Genomic DNA, 14,194 nt, shown 5'->3' with positions numbered 1-14,194 from the left:
GGAGAAGATTTTGCGTATTGTTAGTGGAATGAGACCTACTGGGAAATTGCATCTTGGACACTATCTTGGAGTTTTGAAAAACTGGGTAGAGTTGCAAAAGGAAAATGAGTGTTTTTTCTTTGTTGCTGATTGGCACGCATTGTCAACCAGTTATGAAGACAAACTCAATCTCAAAAATCTTAGCATCGAGTTAGTAAGAGACTGGATAGCTGCTGGAATCGATCCGCAAAAAAGTACTATCTTTATCCAAAGTGCTATCAAAGAGCACGCGGAGCTCTATGTGCTTCTTAATATGATTACCCCTCTTGGATGGCTTGAGAGAAATCCTACCTACAAAGACCAACTTGCACAAATCAAAAATAAAGATATCCACACAGCTGGATTTTTGACCTATCCTGTTTTGCAAACTGCAGATATTGTGCTCTATGATGCCCAGGCTGTGCCAATCGGCGAGGATCAAAAGCCCCACTTAGAGATCGCAAGAGAGATTGTCAGACGTTTTCATCATCTTTTTGAATGTGAAATATTTACCGAGCCAAAAGAGCTTTTAAGCCCAACACCTAGACTTCTTGGACTTGATGGTAGAAAAATGAGCAAAAGTTACAATAATGCCATCTTCTTAAGTGATACCCCTGAAGAGGTATGGAGTAAATTACGAGTAGCCAAAACAGATCCACAACGAGTCAAAAGAACCGATCCTGGAAACCCAGAAGTATGCCTCATATACGATTATCATAAAGCTTTCAGTGATGAAGAGACTATTCAAAAAGTTGAAGAGGGCTGTCGTAGCGCAGGTATTGGATGTGTAGAGTGTAAAAAGTGGTGCGCTGCATCGATCGAAAAAGTGCTTGAGCCTATGCGGGAGCGAAGAGAGAGTGTTAGTAATGAAGATATCGCTATAATACTTCAAAAAGGGGAGCAAAAAGCAAAACAAGAGGCTGCAAAAAAAATGCAAGCTGTTAACAAAGCGATTTTCGAGGTAAGCTGCCAAACACAATAAAGGATCCCATATGAAACGCTACTTAGGAAACAGAAAAAAACTCAAAATCTATATAGACAATGACGATAGAAGCAATGGTAAACCTCTATGGCAGGCAATTTTACATCAAGCAAAAGAGTATGGTGTCGCTGGTGCTACTGTCTACAAAGCAGCAGCAGGAATGGGAGCCCACAGTGAAATACATACTTTCAATGTTTGGAGTATGAGTCAAAAGCTTCCGCTTATTATTGAGATGATTGATAGCGAGGCTAAGATACGAGGATTTTTGAATAGCATCGATTCAATGCTCACTGAAGCACTAGTGACTCTTGAAGATATAGAAGTGCTCCTCTACAAACATCCAAAGTTTGAGCAATGAACTTTAGTACTGTTTTGGCGGTAGGTATCGGGGGATTTTTTGGAGCAATCAGCCGCTACCTCATTGCAACCTATGTACAAAAACTAAGTGGCCTCTTTTTTCCCGTAGGCACGCTTACAGTCAATGTACTTGGAAGTTTTATCATAGGTTTTTTGTATCTCTATTTCGAGCAGACTATCAATCCTTTATACAAAGCTATGCTTGTGACCGGTTTTTTGGGAGCACTTACTACATTTTCTACATTTAGCCTGGAAACTCTTCTGCTTTTTCAAGAGGGGTTATATTTAAAAGGGCTTTTAAATATCATCCTCAATGTCACGCTCACAATCTCTTCAACATTTGCTGCTATAATACTTTTCAAAAAAATTTATGGAGGTTTGTGATGTATAAAATTGTTATGGATAAGATGTGTGGATGTGCAAAAAAAGATGAGACTCTACATGAAAAATGGCTCAATAAAAGTTTTAAAACGAAAGAAGAAGCAGAAATTGAAGCGCTTAGACTTGCAAATCACGCCAATGCTAATTGGTGCAAAAAACATAGATTTTACGCCTATGAAGAGGGCGATGAGATTAGAATCTCTGTGGAGATGAGCTGTCCAAAAGAGATCTAATGTTCAAGCTGCCTCCCCTTATAAAAAATGCGAATGGCCAAACTAGAAAAGCGGGCTTTGAGATAGAGTATGCTGGACTTAAACCTCTCCAGTGTGCTCATATTGTTCAAAGCCTCTTTGGCGGCCAGGTAGAAGTAGTCGATGAGTATGAAACCATCATCAAACAGACAGAGTTTGGAGATTTTTCAATTTATCTTGATTCAGTATATTTGCGTAAAACAAGTGAGCACTATCTCTTTAAAGATTTTGATCTTTTCAAAGAACTTATCTACTCTCTGTCCGAGCTTGTTATTCCTTATGAGATCGTCACTCCACCAATTCCTTTTAATAAACTCCAAAGCATAGAGCAACTCAAAGAAAATCTTCGCAAAAATGGAGCCCTTGGTACAGGTGCATCAACTCTATACGCTTTTGGAATGCATATCAATATTGAGGCGCCTTCATTTGAAGCAGAAATTCTTTTAAATATTTTACGCAGTTTTGTACTACTACAAGATTATATTTCCGAAAAAATCGATGTGGACCTCACAAGAAAACTCACATGGTTTATTGAACCATTTGAGCAGGAGTATATTGATCTCATTTTAGATTTTTCATACACTCCAGATTTTGAGCATTTTGCCAATGATTATATCTTCTACAATCCGACAAGAAACAGAGCTTTGGATCTTTTACCACTGCTCATTTTTATAGAGCCTTCACTAAAAGAAAAATTACCGGAACAAAAATTAAATCCAAGACCGGCTTTTCACTACCGCCTTCCAAACTCAAAAATAGATGATCCTACCTGGAGCATCGCATTTGAGTTCAATCAATGGAGCCTTGTAGAAAAAGTGGCATTTGATAAGCAAAAGCTATATGATCTCATGCATGAATACCAGGAATTTCAACATACACCTCTATGGTTTATCAAAGATCTTTGGATAGATAAAGTTTACAAGTGGCTCGAGAAAAACGGATTGTTGTAACTGGCTCAAAATATAAGAGTCTTAGAAGTTGGTTTTTTATACGTTTTCTACTCAGACTCTCTCGTGCTAAACCTCTCTTTGTCCATCCAGACGCAACACCCCCAAAAGATTTTGATGCACTGCTTATAAGTGGCGGCATAGATATCTGCCCCAGTGCCTATGGCATGAATCTAGAGCATGCTTGTGATAAAAAAAGAGATGCTTTAGAGTTTGCTCTTTTTGAAAAAGCCCTCCAAAAAGCACTTCCTGTTTTTGGAATATGCAGAGGTATGCAGCTTATCAATGTAGCACTAGGAGGCGATCTCCATCCTCACATAGAAAATTTAGATCTCACCTTTCATCACCCCTACACTCCTCTACCCCTCCAAACTATAGAAATTCTCCCACATACAAAACTTCATAAAGTTCTCCAAGCCTCCACCATCAAAGCAAATGCCTTGCATCACCAAGCTGTTAATAGACTTGGGAAAGGTCTAAGAGTAGCAGCAAAAGATAAAAATAGCATCATCCAAGCAATAGAACACATAGAACTACCAATATTTGGCGTGCAGTGGCATCCTGAGTATCTCCCCTACATACAGCCACACAGAAAACTCTTTGCCTATTTTGCTAAAGATTCAAACCTTTAAAAGCATATTTGCATTATAATTAACAAAAAGAGTATTGGAGGCAGTGTTGATCGATCTCAAAGCACTAGAAAAAGATTTTGACACAATTGCACAAAGACTGCAAACAAAAGGAGTTGAAGAGAAACTCTTAGCTGAACTCAAAGAACTATTTGAAGAGTACAAAAGAGAAAAAACAGCTCTGCAAGAACTTCAGGCAAAACAGAACAGCTTATCTAAGATGTTTGGAGTCTACAAAAGAGAAGGCAAAGATATCAATGAGCTGAAAAATGAGCTTGAAATCAATAAAGGAAAAATTGCAGCACACCAAGAAGTGGTACGAGATTTAGAAGAGAAACTCTCTTCACTTGCTCTAACAATCCCAAATCCCCCAGATCCAGATGTACCAGTTGGTGAAAATGAAGAGGATAACGTTGTTATAAAAGCTATTTTAGAGCCCAAAGAGTTTGATTTTACGCCAAAAGAGCATTGGGAACTAGGAGAAAGCCTTGGCTGGATCGATTTTGAAAGAGGTGTAAAGCTAGCCAAAAGCCGCTTTAGTGTGCTTAAAAAGGAAGCAGCAAGACTAGAGAGAGCCCTTGTTAACTTTATGCTCGATCATAATAAAGAGTATGGCTTTGAAGAGGTTTGCGTGCCTTTTATGGCGAACAGCACAACTCTACTTGGAACAGGACAATTACCAAAATTTGAAGAGGATCTTTTCAAAGTCTGTGATGAAGATCTCTATCTTATACCAACTGCAGAAGTGCCTCTTACAAACCTCTACAGAGATGAGATTATAAAAGATCTTGAAAGTCCTATAAAACTCACAGCTTACACGCCATGTTTTCGTAAAGAGGCAGGAAGCGGTGGTCGAGACGTGCGAGGAATGATACGCCAACACCAGTTTGACAAAGTAGAGCTCGTTGCAATCACGAAGCCAGAAGAGAGCGACAATGTCTTTGAAGAGATGGTAGAGTGTGCAAGTAGTCTGCTTACAAAACTGGGACTTCCCCACCGTCATGTGATGCTTTGTACAGGTGATCTTGGTTTTAGCGCAGCAAAAACAATTGACCTTGAAGTGTGGCTTCCAGGGCAGGGAAAATATAGAGAGATTAGCTCTATATCCAATACAAGAGATTTTCAAGCCCGCCGTGCACAAATTCGCTACAAAGATGGCAAGAAAAATCTCCTTGTCCACACGCTCAACGGATCTAGCCTAGCAGTTGGAAGGACACTTATCGCTATTATGGAAAATTACCAAACGAAAGAAGGAACGATTGAGATCCCTGAAGTTTTACACCCTTATATATAGGAGCCATTATGAAAATCAATAGTTTCATTATCCAATCTATCAATGATATGTTAAGTCTCGATACTATTAAGTTGGCCCTCATTACCGGTATCCCTTTACTTTTTGTATGGTTAGGCCTTGGTTGGCTCTTTTGGGATCCAGTAACAAGTTTTACCGCACACATCATTTCATGGGTCCCATTTTCAATTATAAGAGCAAATGGTGCTTTTATCATTACATTTTTTATCTGGTTTGTAGCAGTTTTGGTAAGTTATGCGCTCTTTATCGGACTTTTTAGTGGATTTTTGCTTGGTGGTAAAAAAGAGAAACGTTTTGAAGCAATCAATTTCACACTCATCTTTTTCTTTTCAGTTTTTTGGGCAGCAGCAATTATGTATCGGTGGGATTTTATTGACTATGAAATTCGCCGTTTTTTGACACTTTTACCATTTGACACCGTCTCACAAGGACTTGCATGGCTCCTTGCAGCCTATCTTTTTTACAACTGTTTTCTCATTAGTGAGTATCTCGTTATCTTTACTTTTCGTGAAGCTTTTATTAGAGCTTTAATGGAAAAACATTTAGGTGACACTGAGCTTACAAAAACGGATATTTCTAATGTAAGAACATACGGAAGACTCTATTGGGATATAGTGTGGTTTTTTATAGCATCTCTGTTGATTTTGCCTATCCTTTTTATTCCTATCGCAAACTTTTTGGCCGTGTGGTTCATCTGGGCTTGGCTCTATAAAGAGTCTGCATTTTTAGGGGTTTGTTCACTATTATGTACGAATGAAGAGATGCAAAGTTTTCGCGAGCATAAAGGATATTTTCTCTTGGCATCTTTGGTCTCTGCCCTTTTAAATTTTATACCAATTATTAGTATTTTTACACCATTTTTTGTTATGGACCTCTATTTTCACTGGATTATAGAAGAAAAGTTTATAAATCATGAAGAAGTTACTTCTCAAGAGGAGCCTTCGCTACCTGAACAAGAAAAACAAGATGTACAAGAATATCAAGAAGAGAAAGAGGAGCAGTAACTACTCCTCTTTTTTATATATCATTTTCTGACATTTTTTTGACTTTTAGCATATCTTTCATAGATATATAGCTATTGAGCGCGCTTACATAAGCTTTAGCGCTTGCTATCATCGTATCGATACTTAAACCATGCCCTATAACTGCTGGTTTCTTCTCATCAAATACAACTTTAACCACTACTTTTGCTAATGCATCTTTTCCTTTACTTACCGCTGCTACTTGATAATCGTTGAGCGTACCTTTATAACCACTTATACGATCTATTGTTTTAAAAATCGCATCGATTGTTCCATCACCAATTCCTGCATCAGTTATCTCTTTGCCATCAAACTCAATTGTCACAGCCGCACTTGGAACCCCTTCACTACAATCACTTATTTGGAGTTTTTTGAGCTTATAGACTTCTGGCGCACTAGCAATCTCATTGGTAATAAGCATGCGAATATCATCATCAGTTATCTCTTTTTTCTTATCTGCAAGTACTTTGAAGCGTTCAAAGGCTTTATTGATCTCCTCTTCACTTAAAGTAAACCCAAGATCCTCTATACGCTTTTTGAAGGCGTGTCGTCCAGAGTGTTTGCCAAGTACAATTGCATTGCGATCAAGGCCAATATCTTCTGCACGCATTATCTCATAAGTCTCTTGATGTTTTAAAACTCCATCTTGATGAATACCACTCTCATGGGCAAAAGCATTTTTACCTACAATCGCTTTGTTAGGTTGCGGCTCAATACCAGTAATTGCTGCTACAAGGCGGCTTGTAGGATAGATCTCTTTTGTATTGATGTTTGTATCAATGCCATCAAAGATATCTTTTCTTGTCTTTATAGCCATCACAATCTCTTCCAAAGCAGCATTACCTGCTCTCTCTCCAAGTCCATTGATGGTACACTCAACCTGTCTTGCACCATTTAAAACACTATAAAGAGAGTTGGCCACTGCCAAGCCAAGATCGTTATGGCAGTGCACCGATATAATTGCCCTCTCTCCTATAAAATCTTTGAGCTCTTTTATCATCTCACCCATTTCATGAGGAAAACGGTATCCTACAGTATCAGGAATATTGATAGTCTTTGCACCGGCTTCAATGACTGCAGCAATTATCTCTTTTAAAAAAGCCATCTCACTTCGTCCAGCATCTTCACAGCTAAACTCTACATCATTTACGAAAGTTTTTGCATACTTTACCGCTTCAATTGCCCTTTTAATAACCTCTTCTGGCTCCATGCGGAGTTTGTATTTCATGTGAATCGGGCTCGTAGCAATAAATGTATGAATGCGCTTGAATTTAGCTGGAGCAATCGCTTCACCCGCTGCTTTGATATCCTTTTCAAGGGCACGCGCAAGTGAGCATACAGTGCTTTTGTTCACCACTTCGCTAATCTTTCTAATTGCTTCAAAATCCCCTGGACTTGCAGCTGCAAAACCAGCCTCAATAATATCTACTCCCAACTTTTCAAGCTGCTTTGCTATCTGTATCTTCTCTTCAGTATTCATTGAAGCACCAGGACTCTGCTCTCCATCACGCAAAGTTGTATCAAAAATTTTTACTTGCTCTTTCATAGTAGATCCTTTATCATAATTGTAATTTAATTATTGTATTATAAATAGTATGATAGGAGATTAGAAGCGTAGGAGAAGATTTTTGATTTCTATTTTTGGCAAATATTTTTGTGCCTTGATGACACCTATATCACTCATCTTTTTCCTTTGATAAAATTTTTCCATTATTATAGCGTATTTTTCTTTTGAAGAGAAAATAGACCGTTCTCACAACTCCTGCACAAATAAAGAGAGTAATCATTATTGTAACAAATTCAGCAGGATAGAGATAGAGAACTGCAAGAACAATAACCATTATGACCAAAATTTTTACAACCTGATGCTTTTTAAAATCTATTTTTTTAAAGCTTGGATAACGAATATTGCTCACCATCAAAAGCGCAACACAGAGTGCTCCAACTAAAATTGCAAAAGAGAAATGTGCTAATCCATATTTTTGGTAAAGCATCACCCAACCGGCGACAAAGACAGCTGCAGTAGGAATAGGGACACCTATAAAAACTGATGGTTCACTGCTTGGAGCCATGACATTAAATCTCGCAAGCCTGATAGCTCCAAACACAACAAAAAGTGCAGCTACCAATGATCCAAATTTTCCAAAGTGGCTCCCAATGGCTTGATAAAGAAGTATGGCAGGGGCCACTCCAAATGCTACAAGATCGGCTAATGAATCAAACTCTACACCAAATTTACTTGTAGCATTTGTCATTCTTGCAACTCTTCCATCTATTCCATCTAAAATGAGTGAGATGAATATCAGCCATGCTGCTTTTTCATACTCATTATGTATAGAAGCGATAATGCTTATCACTCCTAAAAATGCACTTAGTGCAGTAAAAAAATTTGGAAATAGATAGCGAATATCAAAAGAATGTTTCTCCACTAAGCCCCTTCACTCTTATGCTCTTCTTGATTCTGCTCTTCTTTATGTTTTTGTGCCTCTTTTTTTGCTTTTTCAATATCATCACCATTCTCATCTACAAGAAGCGACTCTTTGCCCTCTTTTTCCTCAAACTCTTTAATAATCTCTCTTACCTCTTTTCCCTCTATCACCTCTTTTTCAAAGAGGACTTTTACCATCTGCTCAATTGCTGGTGCATACTCTTTGAGACGATTTTTCACATGCTCATAGCGATCATTGAGAAAATGCTTAATAAACTCATCAATCTCTTCTGCTAACTTCTCACTATACTCTTTTACTGGTTGCATACCGCCACCTAAAAACATATTGCGCTGTTTTTCTAAGACCATAAGTCCAGCTACTTCACTCATTCCATACATGCTTATCATAGCTTTAACTATATCAGTAGCACGTTCAAGATCGTTTGCTGCACCTGTTGTAATCTCACCTATAAAAACTTCCTCAGCCGCACGTCCACCAAGAAGTGTATCAATTTCAGCTACAAGTTCACTTTTTGTCATAAGATACTTATTCTCTTCAGGAGTATTGAGTGTATATCCAAGTGCTGCTAAACCACGAGGAATAATAGAGACTTTTGTAACCTTTTTTGCTCCCGGCGTAGTTTCAGCAATGAGCGCATGTCCACTCTCATGGTATGCAACAATTCTTTTCTCTTTTGGACTGATACGTCTACTCTTTTTCTCTAAACCTGCAATTGCTCGCTCAACAGCTTCAAGGAGATCCTCTTGCTCAACCTTTTCTTTATTTTTTCTACCAGCTAAAAGTGCTGCTTCATTAACTATATTTGCCAAGTCTGCTCCAGCAAGCCCAGCAGTAAGTCTAGCAATCTCTTCAAGATCCACATTTGGATCGAGTTTGATATGTTTGACATGTACTTTAAGAATAGCCAAACGCCCTTCAAAATCAGGCTTGTCTACCACAACAGTTCTATCAAATCTCCCTGGTCTTAAAAGAGCAGGATCTAGTACTTCTGGTCTATTGGTTGCAGCCAAAACTATCACTGGAGATTCAGAGCTATCAAAACCATCCATTTCAGCCAATAACTGGTTAAGCGTCTGCTCTCTCTCATCATTTCCACCAATAGGACCTGCTGCAGCTCTACTCTTTCCAATCGCATCAATCTCGTCAATAAAAATAATACTTGGTGCCTCTTTTTTTGCCTGCTCGAAGAGATCGCGTACACGCGCAGCACCAACACCTACAAACATCTCTATAAAACTACTTCCACTTACAGCAAAAAAAGGCACATCCGCTTCACCTGCTACAGCTTTTGCAAGAAGCGTCTTACCGGTTCCTGGAGGTCCAACTAAAAGAACACCTTTAGGAATTTTGGCTCCTAAACGAATATAGCGCTGAGGATGTTTGAGGAAGTCCACGATCTCTTTAACCTCCTCTTTTGCCTCCTCAACTCCAGCAACATCACTAAATTTAACTTTTGGGCGTTCTGAATTAATGAGCTTTTTAGCACTCCCCATGCCAAGAATGCCACTTCCCACACTCTTTTGCATGCGGCTTGCCAAAAACATCCAGATAGCAAAAAAGATAAAGATAGGTATTACCCATCCAAAAATCATCTCCGTTAACCAGTTGCTTTCACTAAAGCCACCATAATCGATCCCCTTCTTTTCTAACAGTGGAATCAAAGAGGTATCGTCTGGCACTCTATTAGCAAAATAGATTACTTTATAACCGCCTTCATTAGCAACCGCTTTAATAACCTTTTGTCCAATTGCTACATACTGTACCTGCCCCTGCTCAATGAGCTTTTTGAGCTCACTATAACTTATCTCTTTGGTTTTTTGAATAGGGGCACCCATCATATGCTGCTTGGCACCCTGTCCTAAAGTGTTAGAAGGCTCCAAAATTGATTTGAAAAGTAGTATTAAAATAACCGAAAAAATCGCAAAAGTTAGTAATGGATTTTTATTGAAAAAATTGTCATTTTGCGGTTTTTTATTTGGTGTCTTATTCATTCGCTCCCCTGTTTTGTAAAATCATTGTTATCCACTCTCCTTCTTGTATCTCTTCTACTAGTGGTAGTGCAAATTTTTCATATACTTTGTCGCGATACTTTTCTATAATGCCAGAGAGGATTAGGATACCTCCCTCATTTGTGGCATTCTTGAGATCTCTGGCTATCATCATCAAAACATCTGCGACAATATTGGCTATTACTATATCATACTTTTTTTTAGCGTTAGCTGCTGAACCTATCCAAGCATGCTGAAACTCAGCACTGTTTAAGGCAAAATTCTTTTTTGCCTCTTTTATAGCTAATTCGTCTGTATCACAAATATCTACATCTGCCCCAAGTTTCGTAGCTGCAATTGCTAAAATACCGCTTCCTGTTCCAACATCTAAAACGCTATCACCCTTTTTAACATATTTTTGTAAAGCTAGCAAACAGCCGCGAGTAGTTTCATGATGACCACTTCCAAAAGCAAGAGCTGGATCGATTTGTATAGAAATCTTTCCCTCTTTTGGCTCATACCAACCTGGATAGATATAAAACTCCCCTACCTCTACAGGAGTAATACTTTTTTTGAATTTCTCAATCCAGTCACTGTTTCTCTTTTTTTCTTGCTCTATTTTGAGTGAAATTGTTTCATCAAATATCTCTTCCAAAGATTTCACATACTCTTCCAACTTTTTGAGAGTAGATGAAAGAGGATCTTCACTACGCAAAATGAGTGTATTACCCCTTTCTTCTATACCATTATAGAAATGATCCATCAAAAAGCTCTCTATTTCATCACGAAACTTATCTACTGTAATAGATGTCTCATAATAATACTCTTGCATCACCCTACCTATCGACGCTCTACGAGCTCAAATGCTTTGCGCAGATCGAGTGTTCCTTCATAGAAAGCTTTTCCCACAATTACTCCCGCAATTCCTCTGGTTCGCAATAGCGTAATAATATCTTGCAGATCTTTTACCCCTCCACTAGCAATTGTGGGCACACCACTCGCCTTTGCTATAGATAAAGTAAAATCTTTGTTTACTCCACTAAGAGTGCCATCTTTACTAACATCTGTGCAGATAATTGCTTCAACGCCACTTTTTGCAAACTCTTTTGCCAGATCAGTTGCCTTCATTGTTGAAGTCTCTGCCCAACCTTCTACTGCCACATATCCATCTATCGCATCAATACCCACTGCAACTGGATACTTCGCAGCCATATCTTTTACAAAAGAAGGGTTTTTGGCTGCGATGGATCCTAGTATAACTCTATTGATGCCTAAATCTATATAGCGCTTGATAGTCTCTTCATCACGAATTCCGCCACCTAGTTCAATTTTGAGATTTGTATTTTTGCGGATCTTTTCAATCTGCTTCAAGTTTTTTGGCTCACCTGCAAAGGCACCATTGAGATCCACAAGATGTAACCACCTTGCACCCATCTGCTCAAAGCGTTTTGCAATCTCCGCAGGCTCATCACTATAGATCTTTGCGCTCTCCATCAATCCTTTTGTCAGTCTCACACATTTTCCATCTTTTAAATCAATTGCCGGTAATATTTCCATCTATAACTCCACAAAATTTTTTAAAATCTTCAAACCGTTCTCATGGGATTTTTCTGGATGCGGCTGCAAGCCAAAGATATTCTCTTTTTGCACAGCACTCACAAACTCATACCCATACACTGTTTTGCCTATCGCATATGCATCGTCACACACAGCATGGTAACTATGAACAAAGTAAAGATAGAAGGCCTGGGGAAGTCCTCGAAAAATGGGGGTCTCTTTTTGCACAAAAAGCTCATTCCATCCCATATGCGGAACCTTGAGCCTATGCTCAAAGCGGCTCTTATCAAATGGTACAACCTCTCCTGGAATAAGTCCGAGCCCTTGATGCTCGCCAAACTCGTAACTCTTTTCAAAAAGAAGCTGCATCCCAAGGCAAATTCCAAGTATAGGTTTTCCACTTTGAGCAAACTCTATAATTGCCTCTTGAAGAGCGCTTTGCCTCAAATGCTCCATCGCATCACCAAAAGCACCTACTCCTGGGAGGATAAGTTTATCGTACTCTTTGAGTTTTTCTGGATCTTTTTCGATAGTTGCTGGGTTTCCAATCTTTTCAAAAGCATTTGATACACTGCGAAGATTTCCCATATTATAATCAATAATTGCTATCTTCATTCTTCCTCTTTGATGTTGCTAATTGACTTGAGATAAAATGAGAGGCCAAAAAGCAGCAGTGTCACAGCCCCTATGAGATATACTGCAAACATAATTTTTTGCGGGTCAATAATAGCAAATTTAAATACGAGCATCAAGGCTTCTATAGAGAGTGCTATCACGATTGATCCCAAAAATCTAATCATAGTTTTGTGAATATCGCTTGCTTCTCGCTTCTTATGCCGCCCAAGAACCTCCTCTTCAAAAAGCGTTTTAACAAGATCAAAAATGGCCAGAGAAAGGGTAATCAAAATAGTCGATTCAAAAATCTCTTTTATATTTATATGTCTCAGCTCAAATGCCATTATAAAAAAACTTCCCACACCTTTTAAAAGTAGCAATATCGCAACGATTAAGAGCGCAAGAGAAAAAAAGCTATAGGAGATCTTGGTAAAATGGCCAAAATAGGAATCGATTGAGGAAGGGTGAAAAAGCTTCAAAAGATCTTTTAACGAGATATCAACACAAACAATAAAAGCAAGCTGCTTATTATCATCATAAACAGGATACGAAGCAGTTACGGTAAGATTGTGAGAAAGCAAAGAGGGATAGGGATCTGTAAGAATACACCGTTTCTCTCTTACAGCACGGTAATAGTAAGCGCGCATACTTCTATTGATCCCTTTGCCTCTTCTATATTCAGGATTATTGGAAATTGCATCAATTATCTGCATACCCTTCTTATCCAAAATATAAAAAGCTTCTGCTTGTGGTAGCTCTTTTTTCAAAATCTTTAAAGCATTGATAATATTGTCTAGTGAAGGCTCAGGAACATAGTTGGGAATATATCTTTGGAGCAAAAAACATAGATAAGCCCTTGCCCGTACACGTATCTCTGAAAACTCTTCAATCTCAGTTACTATCATCTATTTCCTTTTGCAAAAAATCTAAAAAGGTTTGCGAGTAGCTTTTATCTTGAGGGAATTTTTCTTGCATACGCGCCAAAATTGCCCTATAGTCTGTGTGCGTGAGGTTTCCTTTGAGCAGTTCATATTTTAAAAAAAGTAGATATGTATTTATAACATCGCTTTCACAATACTCTTTAATTTTTTCTTTTTCATTTTTATAATAAAGTTCCATTACCTGATCGCCACTAACATCAAATTTACCAGGAATACCTACCATTTGGCAGAGGGTATCGAGTTTTAAGCTTCTTACAGCACCATAATTGCCAAGTACATCCAAAAGATCTAGATGAAACTGCTCCGAATAGCGTGAACGGTAATTCTCCCATTTAGTTTTGTTTAGCTCCACATTATCTTGCTCAAAATAGGCTGGGCAGGAGAGATTATATTTCATAGCTCGCAGCAAAAGCATCGGTATATCAAAACCTCTTCCATTAAAAGAGACTAGTTTAGGATTGCTCCTATCTAAATAGCCTAAAAACTCCTCAATTATCTCTTTTTCACTCTCTCCTGGAAAGGTTCCAACTTTTATAAATCGCCCCAAATCATCTGCAAAGACAGCACTGATGGCTACTACTTTATGATATGGATGAGGCAAAAAAGTAGTACTGTTTTGTGATTGAAATTGTGCAAGAGCTTGCATACTTGCTTCATAATCATCACCTTTTACATCAAAGGTTTTGCGCACAAGCTCTATATCTGGTATAGTTTCACAATCAAAAACACAAATCATTACTCTCC

The 14,194-nt window shown here is 38.4% G+C and carries 16 protein-coding genes; 8 read left to right on the top strand and 8 right to left on the bottom strand.

Going from position 1 to position 14,194, the window contains the following annotated elements; genetic code table 11:
- Positions 1–10 precede the first annotated feature (10 nt).
- From trpS to NITER_RS00940, 8 genes are read left to right on the top strand one after another with little or no spacing between them, the layout of a single operon-like run.
- Positions 11–1,000, top strand: a complete 990-nt coding sequence (trpS, locus tag NITER_RS00975) for a tryptophan--tRNA ligase (protein ID WP_084276494.1) — start codon at positions 11–13, stop codon at positions 998–1,000.
- Between the two features lie 10 nt (positions 1,001–1,010).
- The gene (locus tag NITER_RS00970) at positions 1,011–1,358 is read left to right on the top strand and encodes a DUF190 domain-containing protein (protein ID WP_084276495.1); all 348 of its coding nucleotides are present in this window, start codon (positions 1,011–1,013) and stop codon (positions 1,356–1,358) included.
- Positions 1,355–1,741 (top strand): fluoride efflux transporter CrcB, encoded by a 387-nt coding sequence (gene crcB / locus NITER_RS00965; protein WP_084276496.1) that lies wholly within the window; start codon positions 1,355–1,357, stop codon positions 1,739–1,741. The genes NITER_RS00970 and crcB overlap by 4 nt, the downstream gene beginning before the upstream one ends.
- Positions 1,741–1,971 (top strand): hypothetical protein, encoded by a 231-nt coding sequence (locus tag NITER_RS00960; protein ID WP_084276497.1) that lies wholly within the window; start codon positions 1,741–1,743, stop codon positions 1,969–1,971. The genes crcB and NITER_RS00960 overlap by 1 nt, the downstream gene beginning before the upstream one ends.
- The gene (locus NITER_RS00955; protein WP_084276498.1) at positions 1,971–2,939 is read left to right on the top strand and encodes an amidoligase family protein; all 969 of its coding nucleotides are present in this window, start codon (positions 1,971–1,973) and stop codon (positions 2,937–2,939) included. The genes NITER_RS00960 and NITER_RS00955 overlap by 1 nt, the downstream gene beginning before the upstream one ends.
- A complete protein-coding gene (locus NITER_RS00950) occupies positions 2,912–3,568 on the top strand; it encodes a gamma-glutamyl-gamma-aminobutyrate hydrolase family protein (protein WP_084276499.1) in 657 nt (218 codons plus the stop codon). Before NITER_RS00955 ends, NITER_RS00950 begins: the two co-directional genes overlap by 28 nt.
- Before the next feature lie 46 nt (positions 3,569–3,614).
- Positions 3,615–4,859: a serine--tRNA ligase gene (gene serS / locus NITER_RS00945; protein WP_084276618.1), complete on the top strand. Its 1,245-nt coding sequence runs from the start codon at positions 3,615–3,617 to the stop codon at positions 4,857–4,859.
- Between the two features lie 8 nt (positions 4,860–4,867).
- Positions 4,868–5,881: an EI24 domain-containing protein gene (locus NITER_RS00940; RefSeq protein ID WP_084276500.1), complete on the top strand. Its 1,014-nt coding sequence runs from the start codon at positions 4,868–4,870 to the stop codon at positions 5,879–5,881.
- 13 nt (positions 5,882–5,894) lie between these two features.
- On the opposite strand, the gene NITER_RS00935 is transcribed toward NITER_RS00940, so the two are convergent.
- The 8 genes from NITER_RS00935 to NITER_RS00900 all read right to left on the bottom strand — a co-directional run bounded on the left by NITER_RS00935 (position 5,895) and on the right by NITER_RS00900 (position 14,186).
- The gene (locus NITER_RS00935; protein ID WP_084276501.1) at positions 5,895–7,445 is read right to left on the bottom strand and encodes a 2-isopropylmalate synthase; all 1,551 of its coding nucleotides are present in this window, start codon (positions 7,443–7,445) and stop codon (positions 5,895–5,897) included.
- A gap of 130 nt (positions 7,446–7,575) precedes the next feature.
- Positions 7,576–8,328, bottom strand: coding sequence for a CDP-diacylglycerol--serine O-phosphatidyltransferase (gene pssA, locus NITER_RS00930; protein WP_084276502.1), 753 nt, complete (start codon positions 8,326–8,328; stop codon positions 7,576–7,578).
- On the bottom strand, positions 8,328–10,340 hold the full coding sequence (gene ftsH, locus NITER_RS00925) for an ATP-dependent zinc metalloprotease FtsH (protein WP_084276503.1): 2,013 nt from the start codon (positions 10,338–10,340) through the stop codon (positions 8,328–8,330). Before ftsH ends, pssA begins: the two co-directional genes overlap by 1 nt.
- A complete protein-coding gene (locus NITER_RS00920) occupies positions 10,333–11,169 on the bottom strand; it encodes a 50S ribosomal protein L11 methyltransferase (protein ID WP_084276504.1) in 837 nt (278 codons plus the stop codon). The genes ftsH and NITER_RS00920 overlap by 8 nt, the downstream gene beginning before the upstream one ends.
- An 8-nt stretch (positions 11,170–11,177) precedes the next feature.
- Positions 11,178–11,894, bottom strand: coding sequence for a 1-(5-phosphoribosyl)-5-[(5-phosphoribosylamino)methylideneamino]imidazole-4-carboxamide isomerase (hisA, locus tag NITER_RS00915; RefSeq protein ID WP_084276505.1), 717 nt, complete (start codon positions 11,892–11,894; stop codon positions 11,178–11,180).
- Entirely contained in the window at positions 11,895–12,509 is a 615-nt protein-coding gene (hisH, locus tag NITER_RS00910) for an imidazole glycerol phosphate synthase subunit HisH (protein ID WP_084276506.1), read from the bottom strand.
- Complete coding sequence (locus tag NITER_RS00905) at positions 12,506–13,414, bottom strand: PDC sensor domain-containing protein (RefSeq protein WP_084276507.1); 909 nt, start codon at positions 13,412–13,414, stop codon at positions 12,506–12,508. Before NITER_RS00905 ends, hisH begins: the two co-directional genes overlap by 4 nt.
- Positions 13,401–14,186 (bottom strand): 3'-5' exonuclease, encoded by a 786-nt coding sequence (locus NITER_RS00900; RefSeq protein WP_084276508.1) that lies wholly within the window; start codon positions 14,184–14,186, stop codon positions 13,401–13,403. The genes NITER_RS00905 and NITER_RS00900 overlap by 14 nt, the downstream gene beginning before the upstream one ends.
- Between the last annotated feature and the right edge of the window lie 8 nt (positions 14,187–14,194).

Source organism: Nitratiruptor tergarcus DSM 16512 (assembly GCF_027946175.1).
GTDB classification, from domain to species: domain Bacteria; phylum Campylobacterota; class Campylobacteria; order Campylobacterales; family Nitratiruptoraceae; genus Nitratiruptor; species Nitratiruptor tergarcus.
Note: the sequence above shows the minus strand (reverse complement) of the source record. Positions and strands in the feature narration are given on the sequence as shown.